The sequence below is a fragment of the Microbacterium oryzae genome (assembly GCF_009735645.1).
Classification (GTDB): domain Bacteria; phylum Actinomycetota; class Actinomycetes; order Actinomycetales; family Microbacteriaceae; genus Microbacterium; species Microbacterium oryzae.
In genome coordinates this window covers 2,231,452-2,257,563 of sequence record NZ_CP032550.1, presented here as the reverse complement: position 1 = coordinate 2,257,563, position 26,112 = coordinate 2,231,452, and the positions used below count along the sequence as shown (strand labels likewise).

24 protein-coding genes are annotated in these 26,112 nt (G+C 69.8%); 17 read left to right on the top strand and 7 right to left on the bottom strand.

Annotated elements, in window-relative coordinates; translation table 11 throughout:
• Window positions 1-124 precede the first annotated feature (124 nt).
• Window positions 125-1,519, bottom strand: a complete 1,395-nt coding sequence (dnaA, locus tag D7D94_RS10590; RefSeq protein ID WP_156242571.1) for a chromosomal replication initiator protein DnaA — start codon at window positions 1,517-1,519, stop codon at window positions 125-127.
• A 257-nt stretch (window positions 1,520-1,776) separates the two neighbouring features.
• Here dnaA and rpmH point away from each other — a divergent pair, with 257 nt between their 5' ends.
• The 11 genes from rpmH to D7D94_RS10535 all read left to right on the top strand — a co-directional run bounded on the left by rpmH (window position 1,777) and on the right by D7D94_RS10535 (window position 10,558).
• Window positions 1,777-1,914 carry a 50S ribosomal protein L34 gene (rpmH, locus tag D7D94_RS10585; protein WP_156242570.1) on the top strand — a complete coding sequence of 46 codons (138 nt, stop codon included), beginning with the start codon at window positions 1,777-1,779 and terminating at the stop codon, window positions 1,912-1,914.
• A 16-nt stretch (window positions 1,915-1,930) separates the two neighbouring features.
• The gene (rnpA, locus tag D7D94_RS10580) at window positions 1,931-2,269 is read left to right on the top strand and encodes a ribonuclease P protein component (protein WP_156242569.1); all 339 of its coding nucleotides are present in this window, start codon (window positions 1,931-1,933) and stop codon (window positions 2,267-2,269) included.
• Window positions 2,266-2,616 carry a membrane protein insertion efficiency factor YidD gene (gene yidD, locus D7D94_RS10575; RefSeq protein ID WP_156242568.1) on the top strand — a complete coding sequence of 117 codons (351 nt, stop codon included), beginning with the start codon at window positions 2,266-2,268 and terminating at the stop codon, window positions 2,614-2,616. The genes rnpA and yidD overlap by 4 nt, the downstream gene beginning before the upstream one ends.
• A gap of 5 nt (window positions 2,617-2,621) precedes the next feature.
• Window positions 2,622-3,662, top strand: a complete 1,041-nt coding sequence (gene yidC, locus D7D94_RS10570) for a membrane protein insertase YidC (protein ID WP_156242567.1) — start codon at window positions 2,622-2,624, stop codon at window positions 3,660-3,662.
• Window positions 3,663-3,691: 29 nt separating this feature from the next.
• Window positions 3,692-4,195 carry a Jag family protein gene (locus D7D94_RS10565; protein ID WP_156242566.1) on the top strand — a complete coding sequence of 168 codons (504 nt, stop codon included), beginning with the start codon at window positions 3,692-3,694 and terminating at the stop codon, window positions 4,193-4,195.
• Entirely contained in the window at window positions 4,195-4,836 is a 642-nt protein-coding gene (rsmG, locus tag D7D94_RS10560) for a 16S rRNA (guanine(527)-N(7))-methyltransferase RsmG (protein WP_156242565.1), read from the top strand. The genes D7D94_RS10565 and rsmG overlap by 1 nt, the downstream gene beginning before the upstream one ends.
• A 2,048-nt stretch (window positions 4,837-6,884) precedes the next feature.
• A complete protein-coding gene (locus tag D7D94_RS10555; protein WP_156242564.1) occupies window positions 6,885-7,811 on the top strand; it encodes a ParA family protein in 927 nt (308 codons plus the stop codon).
• Complete coding sequence (locus D7D94_RS10550) at window positions 7,811-8,827, top strand: ParB/RepB/Spo0J family partition protein (protein ID WP_156242563.1); 1,017 nt, start codon at window positions 7,811-7,813, stop codon at window positions 8,825-8,827. Before D7D94_RS10555 ends, D7D94_RS10550 begins: the two co-directional genes overlap by 1 nt.
• Before the next feature lie 127 nt (window positions 8,828-8,954).
• The gene (locus tag D7D94_RS10545) at window positions 8,955-9,872 is read left to right on the top strand and encodes an SDR family oxidoreductase (protein WP_156242562.1); all 918 of its coding nucleotides are present in this window, start codon (window positions 8,955-8,957) and stop codon (window positions 9,870-9,872) included.
• Window positions 9,873-9,885: 13 nt separating this feature from the next.
• Window positions 9,886-10,143 carry a DUF7218 family protein gene (locus tag D7D94_RS10540; RefSeq protein WP_156242561.1) on the top strand — a complete coding sequence of 86 codons (258 nt, stop codon included), beginning with the start codon at window positions 9,886-9,888 and terminating at the stop codon, window positions 10,141-10,143.
• A gap of 61 nt (window positions 10,144-10,204) precedes the next feature.
• The gene (locus tag D7D94_RS10535) at window positions 10,205-10,558 is read left to right on the top strand and encodes a tryptophan synthase subunit alpha (protein WP_156242560.1); all 354 of its coding nucleotides are present in this window, start codon (window positions 10,205-10,207) and stop codon (window positions 10,556-10,558) included.
• A gap of 75 nt (window positions 10,559-10,633) precedes the next feature.
• On the opposite strand, the gene trxA is transcribed toward D7D94_RS10535, so the two are convergent.
• The 3 genes from trxA to D7D94_RS10520 form a co-directional block, all read right to left on the bottom strand.
• A complete protein-coding gene (gene trxA, locus D7D94_RS10530; RefSeq protein WP_156242559.1) occupies window positions 10,634-10,960 on the bottom strand; it encodes a thioredoxin in 327 nt (108 codons plus the stop codon).
• Window positions 10,961-11,024: 64 nt separating this feature from the next.
• Complete coding sequence (gene trxB / locus D7D94_RS10525) at window positions 11,025-11,993, bottom strand: thioredoxin-disulfide reductase (protein ID WP_156243420.1); 969 nt, start codon at window positions 11,991-11,993, stop codon at window positions 11,025-11,027.
• Between the two features lie 48 nt (window positions 11,994-12,041).
• Entirely contained in the window at window positions 12,042-13,067 is a 1,026-nt protein-coding gene (locus tag D7D94_RS10520; protein WP_216648656.1) for a LacI family DNA-binding transcriptional regulator, read from the bottom strand.
• 233 nt (window positions 13,068-13,300) lie between these two features.
• Here D7D94_RS10520 and D7D94_RS10515 point away from each other — a divergent pair, with 233 nt between their 5' ends.
• From D7D94_RS10515 to D7D94_RS10500, 4 genes are all read left to right on the top strand, one after another.
• The gene (locus D7D94_RS10515) at window positions 13,301-14,182 is read left to right on the top strand and encodes a carbohydrate ABC transporter permease (RefSeq protein ID WP_156242557.1); all 882 of its coding nucleotides are present in this window, start codon (window positions 13,301-13,303) and stop codon (window positions 14,180-14,182) included.
• 1 nt (window position 14,183) lies between these two features.
• Window positions 14,184-15,110: a carbohydrate ABC transporter permease gene (locus tag D7D94_RS10510; protein ID WP_156242556.1), complete on the top strand. Its 927-nt coding sequence runs from the start codon at window positions 14,184-14,186 to the stop codon at window positions 15,108-15,110.
• 48 nt (window positions 15,111-15,158) lie between these two features.
• Complete coding sequence (locus D7D94_RS10505; RefSeq protein ID WP_156242555.1) at window positions 15,159-16,484, top strand: ABC transporter substrate-binding protein; 1,326 nt, start codon at window positions 15,159-15,161, stop codon at window positions 16,482-16,484.
• 77 nt (window positions 16,485-16,561) lie between these two features.
• Window positions 16,562-18,574, top strand: coding sequence for a beta-galactosidase (locus D7D94_RS10500; protein ID WP_156242554.1), 2,013 nt, complete (start codon window positions 16,562-16,564; stop codon window positions 18,572-18,574).
• Window positions 18,575-18,682: 108 nt separating this feature from the next.
• Here the strand turns inward: D7D94_RS10500 and murJ are convergent, their stop codons facing one another.
• From murJ to D7D94_RS10485, 3 genes are all read right to left on the bottom strand, one after another.
• Window positions 18,683-20,314 (bottom strand): murein biosynthesis integral membrane protein MurJ, encoded by a 1,632-nt coding sequence (gene murJ, locus D7D94_RS10495; RefSeq protein WP_156242553.1) that lies wholly within the window; start codon window positions 20,312-20,314, stop codon window positions 18,683-18,685.
• On the bottom strand, window positions 20,307-22,562 hold the full coding sequence (locus tag D7D94_RS10490) for a DUF6049 family protein (RefSeq protein WP_156242552.1): 2,256 nt from the start codon (window positions 22,560-22,562) through the stop codon (window positions 20,307-20,309). Before D7D94_RS10490 ends, murJ begins: the two co-directional genes overlap by 8 nt.
• Window positions 22,563-22,664: 102 nt before the next feature.
• A complete protein-coding gene (locus D7D94_RS10485; RefSeq protein WP_156242551.1) occupies window positions 22,665-23,648 on the bottom strand; it encodes a LacI family DNA-binding transcriptional regulator in 984 nt (327 codons plus the stop codon).
• An 83-nt stretch (window positions 23,649-23,731) separates the two neighbouring features.
• Between D7D94_RS10485 and galT the strand changes: the two genes are divergently transcribed.
• A complete protein-coding gene (galT, locus tag D7D94_RS10480) occupies window positions 23,732-24,880 on the top strand; it encodes a galactose-1-phosphate uridylyltransferase (protein WP_156242550.1) in 1,149 nt (382 codons plus the stop codon).
• Complete coding sequence (gene galK / locus D7D94_RS10475; protein ID WP_156242549.1) at window positions 24,877-26,103, top strand: galactokinase; 1,227 nt, start codon at window positions 24,877-24,879, stop codon at window positions 26,101-26,103. Before galT ends, galK begins: the two co-directional genes overlap by 4 nt.
• Window positions 26,104-26,112: the final 9 nt, after the last annotated feature.

The following is a 26,112-nucleotide window of genomic DNA, read 5'->3' as shown; positions in this document are numbered from 1 at the left end:
TTCACATGGGGAGAACTTCTTATAGGGGCTTCTCCCAGGCCGCGTCAAGCGCGCCCAGGAGGCTCTGAGGACGCCAAAAGGGCCCGGAACGTCGGTTCCGGGCCCCTCGTCGAAGAACGTGCGCTCAGCGGCGTCCGAGCTGCGTGGTGATCTCCTGCACCTGGTTGTAGACCGAGCGCTTCTCCTTCATGAGCTCGTTGATCTTGCGGTACGCGTACATCACCGTCGTGTGGTCGCGTCCGCCGAAGAGCTGTCCGATCTTCGGCAGCGAGAGGCTGGTCCGCTCGCGACAGAGGTACATGGCGATCTGCCGCGCCTGCGCCACCGACTGTGCGCGGCTGGAGCCGTGCAGATCGTCGGCGGTCAGCTTGAAGTAGCTCGCGACCACGCTGATGATGTCGTTCGGCGAGACGACGGTGTCCTCCGCCTGATCGACGATGTCACGCAGCACCGTCTGAGCGAGCTCGAGCGAGACGGATGAGCGGTTCAGGCTCGCGAAGGCGGAGACACGGATGAGCGCGCCCTCGAGCTCGCGGATGTTCGTGGACACGTTGGACGCGATGTACTCGATCACGTCGTCGGGGATGTCCAGGCGCTCGGCCTGCCCCTTCTTCCGGAGGATGGCGACGCGCGTCTCGAGGTCGGGCGCCTGCACATCGGTGATGAGCCCCCACTCGAACCGGCTGCGCATGCGGTCCTCGAAGCCGGTGAGGAGCTTCGGGGCGACATCGCTGGTGATCACGACCTGCTTGTCGTGATCGTGCAGGGTGTTGAACGTGTGGAAGAACGTCTCCTGCGTCTCGGCCTTGCCCTGCAGGAACTGGATGTCGTCGATCAGCAGGATGTCGACCTCGCGATAGCGCGCGTTGAAGGCCGCGCCGCGGTTGTTCGCGATCGAGTTGATGAAGTCGTTCGTGAACTCCTCGCTCGAGACGTAGCGCACCCGGACACCCGGATAGAGGTTGAGTGCGTAGTCGCCGATCGCGTGGAGGAGGTGCGTCTTGCCGAGGCCGGAGTCGCCGTAGATGAAGAGCGGGTTGTACGCCTTCGCCGGCGCCTCGGCGACGGCGACCGCCGCCGCGTGGGCGAAGCGGTTCGACTGCCCGATGACGAAGTTGTCGAACGTGTACTTGGGGTTGAGCCGGGTGTCGTCGCGGGAGCGGGTCGCCGGCGCGGAGGTCTGAGCCACCGGGCGCTGCGGAGCCGTCTCCTCGGGAGCTGCGGGAGCGGGCGCATCGAGCGCGGCCTCTGTGAGCTCGGGGTTCACCGAGACGCGGAAGGACTTCGCGTCCGCCCCGATGCGCTCGAGCGCCTCCATGATCGGCTCGCGCATGCGCTTGTTGATCTGCGCAGCGGTGAGATCGTTCGGGACGTCGATGTAGAGGGTGCCGCCCATGACTCCCTGCGGGACAGCGAGGCTCAGATATCCCTCCAGAAGAGGAGTGATCCGACCGTCTCCGGCCAGCTCCGCCAGCACCGTTCGCCAGACGGGGACGTCTGGGATGTCGTGCGCGCTCATGCCTCTCCTAGCCTGTGGATAACTCGGTGACACGCTAGTGGATGGATCCTGAACGGCAAACTCCCTCTTCGCGCTCCCCTGCGTGTCCTGCATCGTCGAGGGGTGTCGCTGTGGAGATACTGTCAGGTTGTCTGGCTCATTTGCCGGATGGTCGTCGTTCGGCGTACGCTGAATCGGTTGACTTATGCCCTTCGGGGCTCCCACAACTCTCGTCTCCGGTCACACGATTCCGGTGACCGTCCCTTCGGAGTGATTCCATGAGCAAGCGCACGTTCCAGCCCAACAACCGTCGCCGCGCCAAGAAGCACGGCTTCCGCGCACGCATGCGCACCCGCGCCGGCCGCGCCATCCTCGCCGCTCGTCGCGGCAAGGGGCGCGTCGAGCTCTCGGCGTAATCCCGCCGACGAGTCCGTGCTCGCGAGGCCGCATCGCCTGGTCCTCGGCGCCGACTATCGGATGGTCGTGCGCCGAGGCTCTCGATGCGCCGGTGCGTCGACCGTGACGCACGTCGTGCACTCCCATGAGGAGCGCGCACCGCGGTTCGGATTCATCGTCAGCAAAGCCGTCGGCAACGCCGTCACGCGCAACACGGTGCGACGCCGCCTCAAGGCGGTGTGCGCCGAGGCGCTGCCGGGCGTGCGCCCGGGGGCTGATGTCGTCATCCGCGCGCTGCCCTCCGCAGCTCAGGCGACGTTCCAGGAGCTGCGCTCCGAGGTGACGCGCTGTCTCGCGCGCAAGGCGGCGCCATGAGCGTGCTTCCCGCGTCGGCCACAGGGTCGGCGCGGTTTCGCGTATCCGACGTCGTGCGCTCGGTCCCGCTGGCTCCGCGCAATGCAGGGCTCGTGCTCCTGCACGGATACCGCGCGACGATCTCGCACCTCTATGGGGATGTCTGCAAGTACTACCCCTCCTGCTCCGCGTACGCGGTCACGGCCGTGCAGCAGCACGGGCTCGTGAGAGGATCGGGCCTGACGGCGGCACGCCTGGCGCGGTGCCATCCCTGGGCCGCGGGCGGCGAAGACGACGTCACGCCGCACCCGCACTTCCGCTACGACCTCACCCGTCACGGCTTCGTCGTGCCGCTACGAAAGGACTGACCTCCGTGGACTTCCTCGGAATCATCCTCTGGCCCATCCGCTGGGTCATCGAAATGATCCTCGTCGGCTGGCACTCGCTCCTGACGTTCCTCGGCATGCAGGTCGATGGCGGACTCACCTGGGTCCTCTCCATCGCCGGCGTGGTCGTCGTCGTCCGCGCCGTCCTGATCCCGCTCTTCGTGAAGCAGATCAAGAGCCAGCGCAAGATGATGGAAATCGCTCCTGAGATGAAGAAGGTCCAGGAGAAGTACCGGGGCAAGCGGGACCAGCTCTCCCGTGAGGCGATGAGCCGCGAGACGATGGCGCTGTACAAGAAGCACGGCACCTCGCCGGTCTCCAGCTGCCTGCCGCTGCTCGTGCAGATGCCGGTCTTCCTGTCGCTGTACTACACGCTGCTCGACGTCAAGGCGCACGCGAACGAGGGCATCGGCGGCGTGGGCCTGCTCTCCGCGGACCTCACGCAACAGTTCAACAACGCGAAGCTGTTCGACATCGCGCCACTGTCAGAGACCCTCCGCGACGCCTTCGTGACTCGCCCCGACGGCTGGGTGGGAACGACGGTCATCCTGGTCATCATGGTCGCGCTCATGATCGGCACGCAGTTCTTCACGCAGCTGCAGATCGTGTCGAAGAACATGTCTGCCGAGGCCAAGAGCGGTCAGGCGTACCAGATGCAGCGCATCATGCTCTACATCATCCCGTTCGCGATGATCTTCTCGGGTGTCTTCTTCCCGCTCGGCGTCGTCTCGTACTGGTTCTTCAACAACCTCTGGACGATGTGCCAGCAGTTCCTCGTCATCCGCGAGCTGCCGACCCCGGGCTCCGAGGCGGCGAAGGCGCGGGAGGAGCGCCTCGCACGCAAGGGCAAGGCGCTCAACAGCCAGGGCAAGGTCGTCACGATCGCCGAGTACGAGGCAGAGCAGCAGGAGCTGCTGCGCCGCGCTGAGGAGGCTCGCGCGAAGCAGCCGAAGCGTCAGCAGCCGATGAGCGCGAAGCGCGCCAAGAAGCAGCAGCGGCCCGTCGGCGACGACGGCAGCGCGAGCTGACGTCGCACGCCCGCCCGCATCATCTGAGAATGGACGCCATGAACTCCCCCACCGCACCTGAGACCGACGCCCCCTCCGACGCGGAGCTCGAGCGCGAGGGCGACGTCGCGGCCGACTTCCTGGAGGGGCTGCTGGACATCGCCGACATCGACGGCGATCTGACGCTGGACGTGCGGCAGGGGCGCGCCTACGTCTCCGTGGAGTCGGATGATGCGTCACTGCGCGTGATCTCGCACCCCGACACGGTTCAAGCGCTTCAGGAGCTCACACGCCTCGCCGTGCAGAACGAGACGGGCTCGTTCTCCCGCCTGATCCTGGATGTCGGAGGCTCGCGTGACGTCCGTCGTCGTCAGCTGGAGACGCTCGTCGACGCCGCGATGGCCAAGCTCGAGGAAGGCGCGTCGCAGGCGTCCCTGCCGTCCATGTCGTCGTACGAGCGCAAGCTCATCCACGACATCGCCGCCGACCGCGGTCTGGTGTCGGAGTCGTACGGCGAAGGCCCGGACCGCCACACCGTCATCCGTCGCGCCTGATGTCGGCACTCGACGCCCTCGAGCCGGAGCCGGCAGAGGCTGCAGCGCTCTTCGGTGAGGGCATCGAACGCGCGCGGGCGTTCGCCCGGGCCCTGGCGGAGCATGGCGAGGAGCGCGGCCTGATCGGCCCGCAGGAGGTCCCGCGGCTGTGGTCGCGGCACATCCTCAATTCGGCCGTCGCCGCTCCCCTGTTCCCCGCCGGTGGCCGCGTCGGAGACGTGGGGTCGGGCGCCGGCCTTCCGGGGATCGTGCTCGCGATCGCTCGGCCGGATGTGCAGTGGGTGCTCATCGAGCCCATGGAGCGTCGGACGATCTGGCTCAACGAGCAGGTGGACGCGCTCGGTCTCGAGAACGTGGTCGTCGAGCGGACGCGCGCTGAGGAGTCCGGACGCTACGAGGGAATGCTCGATGCGGTGACGGCGCGTGCGGTATCAGCGCTGCGAACCCTCATTCCGTGGACCGCTCCCCTCGTGCGCGACGGCGGAGAGCTCATCCTGCTCAAGGGTCATAACGCGCCGACCGAGGTCGATGCCGCGGCCAAGGCCATCCGCAAGTACAAGCTCTCGGATGTCCGCGTCGAGGTCATCGGCGAGGGCGTGGTTGCGGAGCCCACCCGAGTGGTTCGCGCCATCGTCCGCTGAGGCGTCCCTGCTCTGTGTGGTAGCCGGCTGCGTCGCCGGCGGTCCGTTGGTTCGCCTCCCCCGTCCGCGGTCAGCGTGAGCAGCCCGCCGTATGAGCAACCGTGCAGCGGTGTCCGGCCTACGTCGTGGGTAAGACCGTGGTGTGCCACGGCGAGCATTCGTCGCCGGGCTTGCGCTCTATGGTTGCTCCCTTCACGCTGAGCTACCAATATATCGCTGCCATGTGCGCAGGAGATTTGCGGGCCATCGCGGGTGGCCACATGCCGTGGTGTCCCGTACTTCCCATCAGGTGTGTCTTGTGTGGCTATCCTAGTGACGCGGTGGGTACGCGGTGGCGGGAGCTCAGTTCGTGTTCTGCGGGTCGTCTGCGGCTCCGTTCCGGTGCGAAGTGGATCAACCGTCTGGTCGCAGTGTTCACCCCTCCGCCACCTGTGACCCGAGACCAACGGCGACCGCCGCGCGCAACTGGCCGACATGCGGGACACCGGCGGGGTCGGACAATGGGGTTGATGACGACGGAACCGAGGGCGTCGTTCTAGCGCCATTGTCATGCCCTCGTGAGGAATGACGTGGCGCTCCGCACATGCAGAGTTTGGTTTCCTCCGTGGAGTGGGGCAATGTTCGGGTGGACGCTCGACATCTCCGTTTCGCGTGAAACGGGGCGTTTGCGGTGGCGAGGGACTTCTGATCGACATGGGCGCGGTCGTTTCTTCCTCGGCCATTCGGGCCCCGCAGATCATCCTCGGAGTCGCCTCCAAGCGATGAGGTTAGTCACGCAGTGTGCACGTGTGTTCTTGGTCGCCGAGACGCAGCGATGCACGTGATGTTTCATGTGAAACGAAACGTTCGTTCGCAGACCCGTGAGGGAGCGTTTCACGTGAAACACGACCGCGGCGCCGTTACGCAACCGCGGCTGGTCCGGGATCGTATGGGCAGGGCGCCCCCGGACCGCCAAGGTTCGCCTGGTGTTTTCGTGACCAGGTGAGCACAGATGGTCACCGGCACCGCGCCTGTGCGTCATCGCACGCGGACGACCCCGCGGGATCGCGTCCCGCCGCGGGCGAGAATAGTGGTTGGCGGCAGGCGCGTCCGACGGCACTGTTTGCGCGTTCCCACCGTGCGCTTGCGGGCCACCGTCGACACAGCCAGCGCGCAGGCGCGGCGGGAGCGGCCGACGCGAACATCTGCGGGGGCAGGGCGGACGGGCATACCGTCTCCTCAACGCGACTGAGGGACCGGTACGGTCGGGTGACGCGGTCCAGCGCACATCGCACGCGTTCAGTGCGCGGCCTCGACGAAGCGATCGTCGTGGGCGGCAGCGTAGTACTCACGGCCGGCGCCGCACGCCACCGTTTCACGTGAAACGCTCGTACCGGGGTGCCACAGCGCTGCATACGAAGTCGCGGACGAGCGCCTCGTCGGCTGTGTACCCAGTACCTCGACGGGCAGCCGCGCTTTCTAGGTCATCAAGTGTGATTAGCGTGGGGTGGTGAACGCTCGGCCGGGCGACGAGAAGGAACGCCTGCAGGCCTCGTTCGAGCATCATGCCAGTGCGAAACTGGCGGGGCATCCGCCTCTGTGGGGTCAGCGCCCACGTTTCACGTGAAACATCGGCCGCACCAAGGTTGACGATGGCGCCGTGGGTGCCACCGTGCTCCACGGTTCGGCCCTCGTCCAACTCTCGATCTCCGATCTCCCGACCACAGCAATATATCGCCAGGTCACACCCAGGACTGGTTCCGAAGCGCCCCCTTGCGTCTAGTGGCAGGAGGAGCGAGGCGAGATGGCTGCCCTGTCGCGCCCGCACCCGCGGCTTCGCGCCCGCAGCCGGGATCCCTGTACCGCCCGCTCCGGTGGCTGCATGGATGCCGCAGGACGCTTGATGTTTCACGTGAAACGGCCCTCTCCACCGCGTGGGTTCCGCGGAAAGGCGATGCTCCCAATGCATCGCACCGCGTTGTGGGTCCCGACGAGGGTGCCGCGCAATGCGGGGAGCTGGCCGGTGTGCCGGTTAGAGTAGGAGAGGCCTGACCGCAGCGAAGGGATGAGTGTTTCACGTGAAACAGTCCGGGAACGTGTCACAGCCCGATGACAGCCCGATCGCGCGAGAACTGGCGAATCTGTCGGCACGCCGTCGGGCCCTCGAGAAGACGCAGGTGTCGTTCTCTGGTGCGACGAGAGTCATGACGATCTCGAACCAGAAGGGCGGGGTGGGAAAGACCACGACCACCGTCAACATCGCAGCGGCCCTTGCCTCGCTCGGCGGGCAGGTGCTGGTGATCGATCTGGATCCTCAGGGCAACGCATCCACGGCGCTCGGCATCCCGCACTCGGCGGAGACTCCGAGCGTGTACGACGTGCTCATCGAAGACGTCGCGCTTGCGGATGTCATCCAGCCGAGCCCGGAGAACGAGCGCCTTCTGTGTGCGCCGAGCACCATTCACCTCGCCGGCGCGGAGATCGAGCTTGTCACGCAGGTGGCCCGCGAGCAGCGTCTGAAGACCGCCCTCGCGGAGTACCTCAAGCATCGCGACGAGCCTCTCGATTTCGTGCTCATCGACTGCCCGCCGTCTCTCGGGCTGCTCACGATCAATGCCTTCACCGCTGCGACGGAGGTCTTCCTCCCCATTCAGTGCGAGTACTACGCCCTCGAGGGCTTGAGTCAGCTGCTGGGCAACGTCCAGCTCATCCAGAAGCATCTGAATCCCCGTCTGCGGCTGACGACCATCCTGCTCACGATGTTCGACGCGCGAACGCGCCTCTCGCAGCAGGTCGCCGACGAGGTGCGCGGGCACTTCTCGGGCGAGGTGCTGGAGACCGTCATCCCACGGTCCGTGCGTGTGTCCGAAGCGCCGAGCTTTGGCAAGACGGTCATCTCATATGACGGCAATTCCGCGGGCGCGATCGCGTACCGCGAAGCAGCGCTGGAGATCGTGCGACGTGGCGTCGCCGGTGCCGAGGAAGGAAGAGCCTGATGGCGAAACGAACTGGTCTAGGGCGTGGAATCGGCGCGCTGATCCCCACGTCGGAGCTGAGCGACGAGCGTCCTGTCGACGTCTTCTTCTCGTCCTCCGCGCCGGTCGACACCAAGACGCCGTCCTCCCGCACGAAGAAGCAGGGGAGTGAGGCGCGCCAGGCGCCGACCGCCCCCGCCGCGGATGATCTCATCGCGGTGCCCGGAGCCCGGCTCGTGCACATCGATCCCGCCTCCATCGTGCCGAACCCCCGTCAGCCGCGCACGAACTTCGATCCCGACGATCTCGCCGAACTCGTCCACAGTGTCAAGCAGTTCGGTGTGCTGCAGCCCGTCGTCGTGCGCGACAAGGGCGACGGCACGTACGAGCTCATCATGGGCGAGCGGCGAACCCGTGCGTCGCGCGACGCCGGTCTGACGGAGATTCCCGCGATCATCCGCGACACCGCAGACGAAGACCTTCTGCGGGACGCTCTCCTCGAGAACCTCCACCGTTCGCAGCTGAACCCCCTGGAAGAGGCATCCGCCTACCAGCAGCTGCTCGAGGACTTCGGCATCACGCAGGAGCAGCTGGCGCAGCGCATCGGCCGCTCTCGGCCGCAGATCAGCAACACCATCCGCCTGCTGCGCCTTCCCGTCCCGGTGCAGCAGCGCGTCGCCGTCGGCGTCCTGTCCGCAGGGCACGCACGGGCCATCCTCTCTCTCGAGACCGAGGAGCAGATGCAGCAGCTCGCGGACAAGATCGTGAACGAGGATCTGTCTGTGCGCGCTGCCGAAGCCGCCGCCAAGCAGATCACGGCTGTCGGCTCGCTTTCGCCGACGCGCACGACGCGTCCGCAGGGAGGCGCGCGCCGCGCGTACCTCGACGACGTGGCCAATCGGCTCGGGGACCGGCTGAGCACGAAGGTGAAGATCAAGCTGACGGCGCGAAAAGGCCAGGTCACAATCGATTTCGCGTCCATCCAGGACCTGAATCGGATGCTCGAGGAGCTCGGCGAGACCGCCTACCAGGACTGATCGCAGCCGTTCTCCGCGGAACTAGGTCATCGGTCGCGGCCCCGTCAAGGGGGTGCGGCCGTCTCCCGCGCTTCGTAGCGTCGGCAGTGCACGACCTGTCGAATCCGAGCCGGGGGGACGAAGCCGCATGAGCACGACCGAGAATGCAGGAAGCACCGCAGCGCAGGGTGGCGCGGATCCGCGCGACGCCAAGTCGGGGGGACCGTTCCCTGAGCAGGAGCAGCCGGACCAGCCGGGCCTGACCGAGGACATGACGCCCGAGCCAGATCACGGCGAGGACAGCTGGGTGGGTCGGGGGAGGCTCACGGGTCGCAAGGCGCTCATCACCGGTGGAGACTCCGGCATCGGGCGCGCGGTGGCGATCGCCTACGCCCGTGAGGGCGCCGACGTGGCCATCGCCTACCTGCCCGAGGAGAACGCGGACGCTGAGGAGACCCGGCGCCTCGTCGAAGCCGAGGGGCGCGTCTGCGCGACGTTCCCCGTCGACCTGACGTCCGAGCAGGAGACGGTGGAGCTCGTGCGGGCAGCACGCGAGGCGCTCGGTGGCATCGACATCCTCATTCCGAACGCGGCGTACCAGCGCCAGCGCGAGGGAATCGACTCGATGCAGGTCGCGGAGGTGGAGAAGGTCTTCCGGACGAACCTCATCTCGGCGATCGTCCTCGCGCGTGAGACCGTGCCGCAGATGCCCGCCGGCGGCTCGATCATCGTGACGACGTCCATTCAGGCGTCCGAGCCTTCGCCCGGCCTGCTCGACTACGCCATGAGCAAGGCGGCGCTCGTCGCGTACACGCAGGCCCTCGCGCAGGAGCTCGCGGAGAAGGGCATCCGCGTCAACGCCGTCGCTCCCGGACCCATCTGGACGCCGCTCATCCCCGCCACCGGGTTCCCCTCGGAGAAGGTGCAGACCTTCGGCTCCGACACGCCCCTCGGCCGGGCGGGGCAGCCGGCGGAGCTCGCGGGCGCGTACGTCTACCTCGCGAGCGACGAGTCGACCTATGTCACCGGCGCGGTCATCCCCGTGACCGGAGGCCGCCCCTTCTGAGAGCGGAGACGACATGCCGAATCCGAGGATCAAGGACGAGGAGCTCTACGAGAAGCTCCGCGACGACGGCGCATCGGCAGAGAAGGCCGCTCGCATCGCCAACGCGGCCGCGCGGGATGGCCGGAGCGCCGTCGGAGAGCGCGGTGGCCACGCGGAGAGCTATGAGGACCGCACCGTTCCGGAACTGCGCAAGCGGGCCAAGGAGCTGGGCATGACCGGCTACTCGAAGCTGCGCAAGGGCGAGCTCATCGACCGACTGCAGAACCACTGAGAGCCGCTGCTCGACGTGTGCGCCCGGCCCTGGGCCGGGCGCACACGCGTACCCTGGACAGGTGGATCTCCCCGACCGTTCGCTTCCCCGTCGACGCGCCAGCGTCGAGGTCCTGCGCGCGGAGGCGAAGGACGAGCTTGCGGCCCTCATCCACGAGCGGCTGCGCGAGGGCGAGGATCCCTGGGACTTCATGGAGGACCTGCCCACCGTCGATGAGCTCGTCGTCTTCACGCTCCGCGCCGAGCACATCGAGGCCGATGGCGGCCTGCGTCCGACGCACGCCCGCAATCAGCGCGTGCTGCGGTTGATCGCCGCGGAGTATCCCGAGCTCACGAAGGCCGTCTGGCGCCTCGTCGGGCAGGAGAACACGCACCGGCGCTGGGACGCGGTCGTGCGCGTCGTCGACCGAGGCTGACTGCCTCAGATCGGGCCTGAGACGCCGAGAAGCCCCGGACCGGAGTCCGAGGCTTCACGGGAAGTGCAGGGCGTCTTACGCGAGGTAGGGCGCGAGGTCCTGCTCGAGGGCGAACTTCGGCTTGGCGCCGATGATGGTCGAGGCGACCTCGCCGTTCTGGAAGACCTTCATCGCCGGGATCGACGTGATCTGGTACTTCATGGCCAGGTCGGGGTTCTCATCCACGTTCAGCTTGACGATCGTGATCTTGTCGGGGTTCTCCGACTGGATCTCGTCGAGGACGGGCGCGACCATGCGGCACGGACCGCACCAGGCGGCCCAGAAGTCGACGAGCACCGGGCCGTCGGCCTGGAGCACATCCTGCTCGAAAGTGGCCGAGGTGGTGGCCTTGACGTTGCTCATGAGATCTCCTTCTTTCAGCAGTGCTATCGGGGAGAACAGCGGATGGCGCTCCGCTGTTCCCGGGTCAGGCTTCGACGAGCTGGTCTTCGGCGGGCTCCGGCTGCCCGGCGTCGGCGAGCGACGCGAGGTAGTGCTCGGCGTCGAGCGCCGCGACCGTCCCGGAGGCCGCAGCCGTGACGGCCTGGCGGTAGGAGGGGTCGATGACGTCGCCAGCGGCGAACACGCCGCGGATCGAGGTGCGCGAGGAGCGCCCGTCGACCGCGATGGTGCCCTCGGGAGCCAGGTCGAGCTGACCGTGCACGAGGTGCGTGCGGGGGTCGTTGCCGATGGCGATGAAGAGCCCCTGCAGCGCGAGATCGCGCGTCTGACCGGTCACCGTGTCGCGCAGCGTGACGCCCTCGACCTCGGACTCGCCGAGGACCTCGGCGATCTCCGCATTCCAGACGAACTCGATCTTGTCGTTCGCGCGCGCGCGGTCCTGCATGATCTTCGACGCCTTCAGGCTGTCGCGACGGTGGATGACGTACACCTTCGAGGCGAACTTCGTGAGGAAGGTCGCCTCCTCCATCGCGGAGTCGCCGCCGCCGACGACCGCGATCTCCTTCTCGCGGAAGAAGAAGCCGTCGCAGGTCGCGCACCACGAGACGCCGTGACCGGAGAGACGGTCCTCGCCGAGCACGTTGAGCTTGCGATACGCGGAGCCGGTGGCGAAGACGACCGCCTCGGCCTCCTCCACGCCGCCGCTGCCGAGCGTGACCTTCTTCACGGCGCCCGAGAGATCGAGCTCGGTGACGTCGTCGTAGCGGATCTCCGCGCCGAACTTCTCGGCCTGCTCCTGCATCTTCTGCATGAGGTCGGGGCCCATGACGCCCTCGGGGAAGCCGGGGAAGTTCTCGACCTCGGTGGTGTTCATGAGCTCACCGCCGACCTCCACGGAGCTGGCGATCACGAGCGGCTGCAGGTTCGCCCGCGCCGCATAGATCGCCGCGGTGAATCCAGCGGGGCCGGAACCGATGATGATGAGCTGTCGCACGCACGCCTCCTGAGGTGTCTGCATGGGTCAACCCATGGTACGTCCGGCCTATTCCTCGCGGGCTGGGCGGATGGCCATGGCCGGGAGACCGGAGGGCGCTGCGGTGCTCGCGCGCACGACGAGGTCGGTGGGCACCACGTCGATGCGGGGAGTGCTCTCCTCGCCCGCGCGGAGCTGAGCCAGCGCCGCGCTGACGGCCCGTCGTCCGGCGTCGGCGAAGTCCTGACGCACCGATGTCAGGGGAGGGTCGTACGCGATCGCGTCGGCGGTGTCGTCGAAGCCCACCACGCTGACGTCGTGCGGCACGCGTCGCCCCGCCTCGCGGAGCGCGCGGTACAGGCCGAGTGCCATCTGGTCGTTCGCGCAGAACACCGCCGTGCAGGACCGGTCCTCGGCGAGGATGCGCCCCCGCTCGTATCCCGACTGCGCGGTCCAGTCGCCGCGCACCGGCTCCGGCACCGGCCGGCCCGCGTCCTCGAGCGTGCGCTGCCACCCTTCGAGGCGGCGCTGCGCGGGGTGGGAGTCCTCAGGACCGGCGAGATGCCGCACCGTGTGGTGGCCGAGGCTCAGGAGATGCTCGGTGGCCTGACGCGCACCGTCGAACTGGTCGGTGTCGACGACGATGTGCATGCCGTCCGGGCTGGTGTCCATCAGCACGATCGGCACCCCGGGCGGCACGAGGACCTCAGCGCGGTCGAGCAGCTGCTTCTCGATGTTGAGGATCAGCGCGTCGACGGCGAGCTCCTGCAGACGGGAGTACACCCGCTTCACGCCGCCCTCGCCCTGCGCGCGCAGCGGGATGAGCGTGGTCGTATACCCCTCCAGCGCCGCCGAGTGCGCGATCGCCTCGATGGTGCGCACGTCGCCGATGGTCGACAGCGTGCTCGAGATGACGCCGATGGTGCGGAACGACCCGAGCTTCAACGCGCGGGCGGCGCTGTTCGGCCGGTACCCGAGCTCCTCCATGGCCGCGATCACGGCGGCGCGCGTCTCGTCGAGCACCCCGCCGAATCCGTTCGCCACCCGCGAGACGGTCTGGGCCGAGACGCCCGCGCGCGTGGCGACGTCGGCCATCGAGACCGGTCGGTTCTCCGTCGAACGCCGCCGCCGCGTCCGCGGGGGAACTGGGTCTTCTGCCATCGTCCTGAAACCGTATCGTGACCCGGACGACTTGCACGGCCATCCGGGGGGAATGCTATGTTTACGCAAACATAGTGGTTCGCACCACTCCTGTCGATGCAGCGGAGGATCTCAGGATGACAACAGGGTCGCCTGTCGTTCCGGTCAAGCCACCGGGACGGACCCAGATGCGAGCGGCGCGTCATGCGCGCGGCCGCTGGACCGGATGGGGCTTCCTCGCGCCGTTCATGATCGTGTTCGCGCTCGTGTTCCTCGCGCCGATCGTGTACTCGATCTACCTCAGCCTCTTCCGCTCCCAGCTCGTCGGCGGCACGGCGTTCGTCGGCCTCGACAACTACCTGCGCGCCTTCGGCGACGGCGCGTTCTGGCAGGGGCTGGGCCGCGTCGTCCTGTTCCTCGCCATCCAGGTGCCGGTGATGCTGGCGATCTCGCTGATCGCAGCCCTCGCCATCGACAGCGGCCGCCTCTACGGGCGGAACTTCTTCCGCATCGCGATCTTCCTGCCCTACGCCGTGCCGGCCGTCGTCGCCTCCTTCATGTGGGGCTTCATGTACGGCAACCGCTTCGGCCTCGTCCGCAACCTCGAGGACTTCCTCGGCGTCCAGCTGCCCGACCTGCTCTCGCCCGACCTCATCCTCGCGTCGATCGGCAATGTCGTGACGTGGGAGTTCGTCGGCTACAACATGCTCATCTTCTACTCCGCGTTGCGCGTCGTCCCGACATCGCTCTACGAGGCCGCGGCGATCGACGGAGCCAGCCAGTTCCGGATCATCCGCGCGATCAAGATCCCGGCCATCCGCGGGTCGCTCGTGGTCGCCACGATCTTCTCGATCATCGGCAGCTTCCAGCTCTTCAACGAGCCGAGCATCATGTCGTCGCTGGCGCCGAACGCCATCACGACCTCGTTCACGCCCAACCTCTACGCCTACAACCTCGCCTTCGCGGGGCAGCAGCTCAACTACTCCGCGACGGTCGCGATCATCATGGGCCTCATCACGATGGTCATCGCCTATGTGGTGCAGCTGCGCGGAATGCGGAAGGCCGACTGACATGAGCACCACCACCCGCCTCGTCACGGTTCGCCCCGGTGCCGCCCGTCAGGGAGCTCGCCGCTCGTCGGCCGGAACCATCGACCGCCCGCGCCGCAGCGTGCTCCTCACGGTGCTGACCGGCATCATCCTCGTCTACTCCCTGATCCCGCTGATCTGGCTCGTCATCAACGCCACGAAGACGCAGTCCGACCTCTTCTCGACGTTCGGGCTGTGGTTCGGGCGCGACTTCGCCCTCTTCGACAACATCGCGCGGGCGCTCACGTACGACGACGGCATCTTCCTCCGCTGGTTCGCGAACACGCTCCTCTACGTCGTCGTCGGCGCGGGCGGCGCGACGCTGCTGGCCGTCCTCGGCGGCTACGCGCTCGCGAAGTACGAATTCCCGGGGCGGAAGGCCGTGTTGGCGGTCATCATCGGCGCGGTCGCGGTGCCCGGCACCGCGCTGGCCGTGCCGACGTTCCTCATGTTCAGCTCGATGGGCCTGACGAACACGCCCTGGTCGGTGATCATCCCGTCGCTCATCTCGCCGTTCGGCCTGTACCTCATGTGGACGTTCGCCGCGGAGGCCGTGCCCACCGAGCTCATGGAGGCGGCGCGGATCGACGGCGCGAGCGAGTTCCGCATCTTCTGGCAGGTCGCCATCCGCCTGCTGGCGCCGGGGATGGTCACGGTGCTGCTGTTCACGATGGTCGCGACCTGGAACAACTACTTCCTGCCGCTGATCATGCTGCGCGACCCCGACTGGTACCCGCTCATCATCGGCCTCAACCAGTGGAACGCGCAGGCGGCCACGGCCGGCGGCACGGCGATCTTCGACCTCGTCCTCACCGGCTCGCTCCTCACGATCGTGCCGCTCATCATCGCGTTCCTGTTCCTCCAGCGGTTCTGGCAGTCGGGTCTGGCTGCCGGCTCCGTCAAGGAATGACCCTCGTCCCTTCCGCCAACCCCCTACACACAACGGAGTGAGATCCAGATGACCAGCACCATCCGCCGTACGGGCCGCCGCGTCCTGATCGGCACCGCATTCACCGGCGTCGCCGCCCTCGCCCTCGCGGGCTGCTCGGGAGCAGACGCGGAGGTCGACACCGAGGCCGTCGTCGAGGAGGGCGGCACCATCACCGTCTGGGCATGGGAGCCCACCCTCGACCAGGTCGTCGAGGACTTCGAGGCGGACAATCCCGGGGTCACCGTCGATCTCGTCAACGTGGGCACGGGCATCGACTCGTACACCGCGCTGCAGAACGCGATCACCGCCGGCAACGGCCTCCCCGACGTCGCCCAGGTCGAGTACTACGCGCTGCCGCAGTTCGCCCTGCAGGACTCGCTGCAGGACCTCAGCGACTACGGGGCGTCGGACCTCGACGGCACCTACGCGCCCGGACCCTGGTCGTCGGTGCAGTCGGGCGACGCGATCGTGGGCCTGCCGATGGACTCCGGCCCCATGGCGCTGTTCTACAACAAGGACGTGTTCGACGAGTACGGCATCGAGGTGCCGACGACGTGGGACGAGTACCTCGAGGCCGCCCGCACGCTGCACGAGGCGAACCCCGACATGTACATCACGAACGACTCCGGCGACGCGGGCCTCGCGAGCTCGATCATGTGGCAGGCGGGCGGCACTCCCTGGACGGTCGACGGCACGAACGTGTCCCTCGACCTCACCGGCGACGAGGGCGCGAAGCGCTACTCGGACCTGTGGCAGACCATGCTGGACGAGGAGCTCATCTCGCCGATCGCGGGATGGAGCGACGAGTGGTTCGCCGGCCTCGCCGACGGCACCATCGCGACGCTCCCCATCGGCGCGTGGATGCCCGCGAATCTCGAGGGCAGCGCACCCGACGGTGCGGGCGCCTGGCGCGTCGCCCCGATGCCGCAGTGGGAGGAGGGCGAGGTCACGTCGTCCGAGAACGGCGGCAGCTCGCTCGCGATCCCGGCTGAGGCGGAGAACAAGGAGCTCGCGTACGCCTTCATCGAGTACGCCAACGCCGGCGACGGCGTGCAGACCCGCATCGACGGCGGCGCCTTCCCCGCGACCGTCGCCGAGCTGGAGTCCGACGAGTTCCTGAACGCCGAGTTCGACTACTTCGGCGGCCAGCAGGCCAACCAGGTGTTCGCGGACTCGTCGGCCGCGGTCGTCGAGGGCTGGCAGTACCTGCCCTTCCAGGTCTACGCGAACACCGTCTTCGGCGACTCCGTCGGCCAGGCGTTCCTCGGCGACACCACCGTCGCCGACGGCCTCGCCGACTGGGAGGAGACGCTGAAGAAGTACGGCGCCGACCAGGGCTTCACGACCGACTGATCCCATGGCGGCGGGGCGCGTCGTGACGCGACGCGCCCCGCTTCCTGCCCACGACCATCCGCAGAGAAGGACACCCCATGCAGACGCACCGCTGGCTGCGCACCCCCGACGGCACCACCCCGCGCATCTCGTACGGCGCGGATTACAACCCCGAGCAGTGGCCGCGCGAGGTGTGGGACGAGGACGTGCGTCTCATGCGGGAGGCCGGCGTCGACGTCGTCTCGGTGGGCATCTTCTCGTGGGCGAAGCTCCAGCCCGCGGAGGACCGCTGGGACTTCGAGTGGCTCGACGACGTCATCGACCTCCTCCACGCCAACGGCATCGGCGTCGACCTCGCCACCGCGACCGCGTCGCCGCCCCCGTGGCTCACCCGCAAGCACCCCGAGGTGCTGCCCGTGACGCACGACGGGCGCATCCTCTCCCCGGGCGCCCGCCAGCACTGGCGACCCACCTCGCCGATCTTCCGCGACTACGCGCTCACCCTCGTCGAGACGATCGCCGAGCGGTACCGCGACCATCCCGCCCTCGTGGCCTGGCACGTCAACAACGAGCTCGGGTGCCACAACGCGTGGGACTACTCCGACGACGCCGCGCGCGCGTTCCGCGGGTGGCTCGAACGGCGCTACGGCTCGATCGAGCGCCTGAATCACGCATGGGGAACGGCGTTCTGGTCGCAGCAGTACGGCGCCTTCGACGAGATCCTCCCGCCGCGCGAGGTCGACTCCCACCCGAACCCCACGCAGCAGCTCGACTTCAAGCGCTTCTCCTCCGATGCGCTCAAGGATCACTACGTCGCCGAGCGCGAGATCCTGCGCCGGATCACCCCCGACATCCCGGTGACCACGAACTTCATGGTGATGGGCGAGACCCAGCACGCGGACTACGCGGACTGGGCGCACGAGCTCGACTTCGTCTCCAACGACCACTACCGGCACCCCGGTCCGCAGTCGTACGACGAGCTGGCCTTCTCGGCCGCGCTGGTGTCGGGCATCTCGCATCGGCGGCCGTGGTTCCTCATGGAGCACTCCACGAGCGCGGTGAACTGGCAGAGCGTCAACCGTCCCAAGCGCGACGGCGAGCTCGTGCGCGACTCGCTCACGCACGTCGCGCACGGCGCCGACGCGGTCTGCTTCTTCCAGTGGCGGCAGTCGGCGGCCGGCGCCGAGAAGTACCACTCCGCGATGGTGCCGCACGCGGGTGCCGACAGCCGCATCTTCCGGTCGGTGGTCGAGCTCGGCGGTCTGCTGCGCGACCTCGATGCGGTCGCGGGCTCCGACGCGGTGGCCGCACCCGTGGCCATCCTCTTCGACTGGGACTCGTGGTGGGGGAGCGAGCTCGACTCGCACCCGACCGAGCTGCTGCGCTATCGGCAGGAGGCGCTCGACTGGTGGACGGCGCTGCGCGACGCGGGTGTCCGCGCGGACGTCGTGCCGGCCGATGTCGACCTGTCCGGCTATCGGATGGTCGTGGCCCCGGTTCTCTACGCGGTTCCGGAGGCGCTCGCCGCCACGCTCACGGGCTACGTCGAGGCCGGCGGCCACCTCGTCACGACGTACTTCTCGGGCGTCGTGAACGAGGACGATCGCGCCTGGCTCGGCGGCTACCCCGGGGCCTTCCGCGACCTGCTGGGCGTGCGAGTCGAGGAGTTCCGTCCGCTGTACCCGGGGGAGACGATCGCGCTCGACTCCGGCGTCGAGGGCTCGCTGTGGAGCGAGCCCGTCGACGTCGTCGATCCGGCAGTCGAGGTGCTCGCGCGTTACGCCGACGACGAGCTCGCGGGCGGTGCCGCGGTCACGCGTCGCCGCGTCGGCGAGGGCTCGGCGGCGTACGTCACGACGCGGCTGGCGGCGGATGGCCTCGCGTCGATCGTGCCGGAGCTGCTGTCGGGCGCGGGCGTGGTGTCGGAGCTTCCCGAGGCGCTGCGCGGGCGCGCGGCCCTCACGGTGCGCGGCACGGCCGATGCGCGCTTCGCCTTCGTGCTGAACCGCACGGATGAGGAGCTGCCGCTCGACGGCGTGGCCGGCGAACCGCTCATCGGCGGCACGGTGCTGCCCCCGCGCGGGGTGGCCGTGCTCCGCCAGGAGAACTGAGCGCGCACGACCCTCGGTTCGCCAGTGCGGGCGACACGCTTCCGCGCCGATCTCCGGCTCCCCCGCACTGGCGAACCAGACCCGCGGGCTGGCGAACCCGCGCGCGGGTCAGCGCCGGAGGCGCCCGCGCAGCAGCTGCGTGATCGCCTTCAGCTCGGGCGCACGGAGCACCGCGAGCGCCAGCACGTAGACGAGCGCCACGACGGCGCCGATCACCGCGCAGCCCAGCACGGCCGGGAGCTTCTCGGCGAGCATCCAGCCGTCGGCGCCCCCGGTGAGCAGGTACACGCCGTATCCGGCGGCGGCGGCCGGCAGCGCGGCGACCGTGAACCGCAGCAGCGCGCGCAGCGAGCCGCCCATGCCGAGCGGGCCGAGCCGGCGGCGCAGCAGCCACGACGCGAGGATCACCTGGGCGAGGCTCGAGATCGACTGCCCCGCGGCGATGGCGGCGCCGAGGAACGGCAGCCGCTCGTCGGTCGAGAACACGAGGAACGACACCGTCGCGAGCGCCGCCGCCACCACCGCCTGGAAGACCGTGAACCAGAACGGGGTGCGAGTGTCGCCGTACGCGTAGAACGTGCGCTGCACGACGAACTGCACCGCCAGCGGAACGAGCCCGATGAGGAAGCCGATGAGCACCGGGGCGGCCGCGAGGGCGTCGTCGCGGCTGTTGTTGAAGATGCGCGCAGCGGGGGCTGCAGCGACGATGACCGCGGCGGCCGCCAGCACGCAGAGCACGCCGAGGGTGCGGATGGCCCGGCCGATGTCCGCGCGGACGTCATCGTCCCGGCCCGCCGCGGCGTGCTCGCTGAGGCGGGTGAAGTACGGGGTGCCGATCGAGAGCACGATGACCGAGTACGGGAGCATGAAGACCAGCCACGCGTTGAACCAGGTCGTCGACGCGGGGCCCTGGCTCGAGGCGCCGGACAGCAGCGTCTGCTGGTAGGCGGACAGCGCCTGCCCGATGAGCATCATGAGGAAGGTCCACCCGGCGAGCTTGCCCACGGCGCGCAGGCCGATGCCGCGCCAGTGGAAGTCGGGGCGGATGCTGAGCCCCGTGCGCCGCCAGAACAGGACGAGCACGGCCGTCTGAGCGACGATGCCGAGGGTGGCGATGCCGCCGAGGAGGCCGATCCGCAGCAGATCCCACGAGCCGTCCGGATGCTGCCAGTCGGCCAGGGCGACCCGGTCGCCGCCGTAGGCCCACAGCAGGCCGAGGAACCCCGCGATCGAGACGACGTTGTTGACGATCGGCGCCCACGCGTACGGGGCGAAGACGCCGCGCGCGTTGAGGGTCTCGCCGAGCAGCGCGAACATCCCGTAGAAGAAGATCTGCGGCAGGCACCAGTACGCGAACAGCACGGCCAGCGTCAGCTGCTCGGGCGAGAAGCGGCTCGAGTAAATCCAGACGAGCGGCCACGCCAGCGCCATCGCGAGGAGCGCGACGCCGGCGAGGAGGACAGCGCCGAGCGTGATGAGCTTCGAGATGTGGGCGTTGCCGCCGTCCTCCCGGGCGCTCCACTTCACGATCTGCGGCACGAGCACCGCGGTGAGGATGCCCGTGGAGATGACCATGTAGATGTTGTTGGGCAGCTGGTTCGCGTTCGTGAACGCGTCGCCGGCCGCGGTCGCGGCGCCGCCGATGACGGTGACGAGCACGATGGAGCGCACGAGGCCCAGCACGCGCGAGGCGAGCGTTCCGGCCGCGATCATGGCGCTGGAGCGGCCGAGACTACTCATCCGATGCGTCCTTCTTCCCGGCGCTCGCGCCATCCGACCCGCTCGCGTCATCCATGCCGTTCGCACCCGCGCCATCCGCCCGCTCGCGCCGCCGACGTCGCGTCTTCAGCACCGTGCGGATGACGCCGCCGACGAGGAGGATCGCGACGAGGCCGAACAGCACGACGATGCCGATGCGCTCCCACTCGGCGCGCACCGTGACGTTCATGTTCTGCACGGGCCCGATCTGCTCGCCCGTCGGAGTGAAGAGCGAGACCGCGAGCTGCACCTCGCCGCTGCCCACGCGCGCCTCGACGGGGATCTCCACGCGCGGGTTGCTGCCGGGCGGCACCTCGACCTCGATGCGCTCCTGCACGTCCAGGCGCACGCTGTCGCGCGAGACGTCCAGCACGACCGTGATCGGCCAGGCGAGGCCGTTGCGCACCCAGACGGGCAGCGGGGCCTCCGCGCTCAGCAGCTGCACCTGCTCCGACACCGTGACGCCCACGCCGTCGATGCGCTGCGCGGTCTTCTCGGCGTGCGCACCGAGGGCCGCGCGCCACGCGTCCTCGTCGTCGCGCCACCCCACCGCCAGCAGCTGGAGCGCCTCCGCCCTCGCCTGCCCCGTGAGGAGCTCGGGCTCGGCGAGCGCGGTGGCGATGTGCGCGAGCTGCGGCTCGGCCGATGTGAACGCCGTCACCGCGTCGATCCGCTCGTCGGCTCGCGCGCCGTCGTCGACCGTGACCGCGTGCGGCGTCGCGTCGAGCACGTCGCTCAGCCGGGCCGGCGCGATCGACGGGTTGCGCGTGACGCTCTCGATGGCGTCGCGCAGGCTGTCCTCGGTGCGGATGGCCGGGGCAGCGTCCTCCTCGGCGGTCGCGTACGAGACGCGGTCGAGTGCGACGAGAAGAGGCGTGTCGCCCGTCTCACGGGCGGCGAACCACAGGTCGGCGGAGGATGCCACGAGCGCCTGCTCGTGGGCGTCGTCGTCGAACGCGGCGGCGGTGAGCTCGTCGGAGACGCCGTCGTCGTAGACGAGCGCGCCCTCCGCTCGAGACGGCACGCCCGTGCCATCCGCCCCCTCGCTCGTGGCCGTGGAGGGGAGCAGCGTGAGCCCGCCGTCGGCCGACAGCGCCTCGACGACATCCGGCCCGGCGGTGCCCTCGGCGGGCCAGTACACGCGGGCGGCTTCCTCGCCGATGGCGAGGAGCTCCTCCAGGGACGGGTACTCGGGCTCCGGTGCCGGCTCGGGGGTGGCCTCGTCGATGGGCGCGGCCGACGGGGTCGGCACCGTCGCCTCGAAGTTCTGCCCGCTCTCGAAGGCGCGCAGGCTCGTCGGCGCGAGGGGCGCCGGCAACCCGGCCTGCACCTGTGCGGCCGCATCCGCATCGCCGAACTGCAGGGCGAAGCGCTCGTTCGGCAGCTGCTCCAGGCGCTCGAGCCAGTCGAGAGCGGAGGCGGGGGCGGCGGTGCCCAGCACTCGGATCGCCGCCGGGATCGCCGGGTCCACTGCGAGCACCGCGGACGTGCCGGCGACGGCGTCGAGCGTCTGGGCGAGCGCGCCGCCCGGTTCGGTGAGCTGCGCGATCTGATCCGCCGAAAGCAGGCCCTCCGCGGTGGGTGGCGCCGTGATCGGAACGACGACCGATGCGGGCGCCCTGTCGTCGCCCGCCACCACGATGACGCTCCGGCCGCGCAGCGACGACCCCGCCGCCTCCCGAGTCGCTCGCAGCGGATACACGCCCGGCCGCAGGTCGTCGACGTCGTCGGGCGAGAGCTCGACGGTCGCGGTGTCGCCGGGGCCGACTTCGTCCATGCGTGTGGTCTGCGCGGCGACGAAGGGGATGTCGGTGCGGCCCTCCGACACCCAGGCGTCCAGGGCCGCCCGATCGGTCAGCGGGTCGCGGCCGATGCCGAGCGTCAGGGTGCCCGCGGGCAGCGCCTCGCCGCCGCGGTTCTCGACCGTGGCGGTCGCCGCGAGCTGATCGGGCGAGCGCACGACGCCGTCCTGGTCGGGCAGCAGCGACAGCACGGGCTCCTCCGCGCCGCCTTCGTCGACCTCCGCCAGCATGCCGACCCGGTCGTCGGCGCCCTTGTCGGTGTCGGCCGTGCCGAATGAACGCGCGGGAGGATCCGGGTCGACGGCGGCGGCCGCGGCGGGCCATGCCCCCGTGGGCGACACCGCACCCAGCAGGGCCAGCGCGACCGCGACGGGCGCACCGAGAAGCCGCAGGCATCGGGGGGCCTCGGCCGTGCCGCGTCGCGTCATGGGCTTCCTGCTCGTCGGGTCGTGCTGGGGGCGCACGGAACCGTTCAATCCTACGAACACGGCTGGGCGCGCCCTGCGAGGCGTGCCGGGCGAGCGGTCGCCTCAGCGCGGCGGCCGGGAGCTCTCCCGCACGATCAGCCGCGTCGGCACCACCGTGTGCGGGGGTGTCGGCTCGCCGTCCAGCAGTCCCAGCAGCAGTCGGATGGCCGCGGACCCGAGCTCCTCGAAATCCTGCGCGACGGTGGTGAGCGGCGGCCAGTAGTGCGCCGCGTCCACCACGTCGTCGAAGCCGGCGACGGCGAGGTCGTGCCGGCCGACCGCATGCGCGGCGTGCAGCGCGCCGAGCGCCATCTGGTCGTTGGCGGCGAAGACGGCGGTCACGGCGAGGTCCGGGACGAGCCCGTCGGCGAGCTCGCGCGCGGTCTGCGCGGTCCAGTCGCCCCGCAGCACCTCGGGAACCGGCGCTCCCGCAGCCTCGAGCGCCTCCCGCCATCCGCGCTCGCGCTCACGTGCGGCGAGCGACCCGCGCGGCCCGGCGATGTGGTGGACCGTGCGGTGCCCTCGCGCGAGCAGGTGCGCGGTCGCGCTCGCCGCCCCGCCGGCGTGGTCCGACGCGATGGCGGCGAACCGCTCGCTCGCGTCGGCGTCGACGGCGACCACCGGGAAGCCGGGCTCGGCGGCGTCGTGGATGGTCGGGGTCGCCTCGTTGAGGACCACGGCGCCGTCGACCCCGTGGTCGCGCAGGGCGGCGAAGGCGGCATCGGCGGCGACCCGGTCGTCGGCGGCGGAGAGCGTGACGACGAGCACCGCGTGGTCGCGAGCGGACGCCGCGGCCGTCACCGCCTCGAGCATGCGGGTGTTGCCGACCGAGGCGAGCGTGCGCACGACGACGCCGATCGTGCCGGTGCGGCCCGTGCGCAGCGCGCGAGCCGAGCGGTTGGGGCGGTAGCCGAGCTGCGCCATGGCCGCCTCGACGCGCGCCCGCGTCGTCGGATCCACTCGGGGGGAGCCGTTCGCCACGCGCGAGACGGTCTGTCCGGAGACGCCGGCGAGCCGGGCGACGTCAGCCGCCGAGACCTGAGGCATGGCGCTCCCTTCTCCTCCGACCCACTTTGCACTACCCTCATGTTGACGTCAACACGCGCGGCTTCGCGCGGTAAGGAGAAGCCATGGAGGCACCGGCCACGACGCTGGGCGCCGGAGTCGTGAAGCGCGTGTCGCGCCTCGCGGACGGGCGCGAGCTCATCTACTACGACGACCCCGGCACGACGCTGCCCGCCGCGCGGCGCCTGGACGAGCGCGAGCTCGGCGGCCGCCCCGAGACCGCCACCATGCGCCGCGACGTGCTCACGGGCGACTGGATCTCGGTCGCCGCCGCACGGCAGAACCGGGCGTTCCTGCCGCCCGCCGACCTCGACCCGCTCGCGCCGCAGAGCCCGACGAACCCCTCGGAGGTGCCCGACCTCTACGACGTCGCGGTCTTCGAGAACAAGTCGCCGTCGTTCGGGCCCGCGCTCGACGCCGCCACTGGCGACGCTCCGGTCGCCGTCGACCCGCCGCAGGGCCTGGCGGACCTCGACGCCCCCGGCCTCGGTCGCAGTCGCACTTCGGTCGGCCGCTGCGAGGTCGTCTGCTTCAGCCCCGAGCGCGAGGGCTCGTTCGGCACGCAGTCGGTCACCCGCGCGCGCACCGTCATTGAGGCGTGGGCCGACCGCACCGCCGCGCTGTCGGCCCTGCCGGGCATCCGTCAGGTCTTCCCCTTCGAGAACCGGGGCGAGCAGATCGGCGTGACGCTGCACCATCCGCACGGCCAGATCTACGCGTATCCCTACATCACGCCGCGGACCAAGCTGCTGCTCGCGGCGATCGAGCGCGAGGGCGCCGACCTGTTCGAGCGGATCATCGCCTTCGAGGAGGAGGGCCCGCGCGTGGTGCTCGAGGCCGAGCACTGGATCGCGTACGTGCCGTTCGCGGCGCGCTGGCCCGTCGAGGTGCATCTCGCGCCGCGCCGGCACGCTCCCGACTTCGCCGCGCTGACCGAGGCCGAGCGCGATGAGCTCGCGTCCGTCTACCTCAGACTTCTCCGCGGCGTCGACCGTCTCTACGACACCCCGACGCCGTACATCGCCGCCTGGCATCAGGCGCCCGTCGACGTCGCGCGCGACACCGTGCGGCTGCACCTGCAGCTGACGTCGCCGCGGCGCGCGGCGGACAAGCTGAAGTACCTCGCCGGATCGGAGGCCGCCATGGGCGCGTGGATCGGCGATGTGCCGCCGGAGCAGTCCGCAGATCGGCTGCGCGAGGCGGTGAACGCATGACCGGGGCACGTGAGCAGGCCGAGCAGCTCTTCGGCGAGTTCGGCCGCGGCCGACCCGATGGTGTCTGGTCGGCGCCGGGCCGGGCGAACCTCATCGGCGAGCACACCGACTACAACGAGGGCTTCGTGCTGCCGTTCGCGATCGAGCACCGGACGTATGCCGCCGTCGGCATCCGTGCGGATCGCACCCTGCGCGTGATCTCGACGCTGGATCGCCAGCCCTTCGCGCTGTCGCTCGACGCGCTGGCGGCGACGTTCGACGGACCGGCCGGGCACGCGGTGGCGGAGGGCACGGTGCCGGAATGGGCGGCGTACCCGCTCGGCGTCGCGTGGGCGGCGTACCCGCTCGGCGTCGCGTGGGCGGCGCTCGCCGCGACCGGGCGGCCGGCGGCCGAGGTCGCCGGGCTCGACATCGCGCTCGCGTCCGACGTGCCGGTGGGCGCCGGGCTGTCGTCCTCCGCCGCAATCGAAGGGGCCACCGCCTCTGCGCTGAACGACCTGTGGGAGCTCGGCCTCGACGGCCTGTCGATCGCGAAGATCGGCCGCACCGCCGAGAACGAGGCCGTCGGAGCGCCGACCGGGATCATGGATCAGGTCTCGTCGACCCTCGGCCGGCTGGACGCGGCGACGTTCCTGGACTGCCGAACGCTCGAGACCGCGTCGGTCGACCTCGGCTTCACGGCGACCGGCCTCGCGCTCCTCGTCATCGACACCCGCGTGAAGCATGCGCACTCGACGGGCGGCTACCGGGAGCGCCGGGCGTCGTGCGAGAAGGGCGCCGCGGAGATGGGCGTGCCGTCGCTGCGGGATCTGTCCGTCGCGGACCTGCCCCGCGCGGAGGAGGCGCTCGATGACGTGACGTTCCGGCGCGTGCGCCACATCGTCACGGAGAACCAGCGCGTGCTCGACACCGTCGAGGCCCTGCGGGCGGCGGGGCCGCTGGCGATCGGCGAGCTCCTCGTCGCGTCGCACGCCTCGATGCGCGACGACTTCGAGATCTCGGTCGCCGAGCTCGACACCGCCGTCGATGCGGCTCTCGGCGCCGGCGCGCTCGGTGCGCGCATGACGGGCGGCGGGTTCGGCGGAGCGGCGATCGCGCTCGTGGAGGCCGACAGCCTCGACGTCGTCTCGCGCGCGGTCGAGGAGGCGTTCGCCGAGCGCGGCTTCACCGCGCCGCACACCTTCACGGTGACGCCGTCGGAGGGCGCGCGCCGCGACGTCTGACCCCGCGCA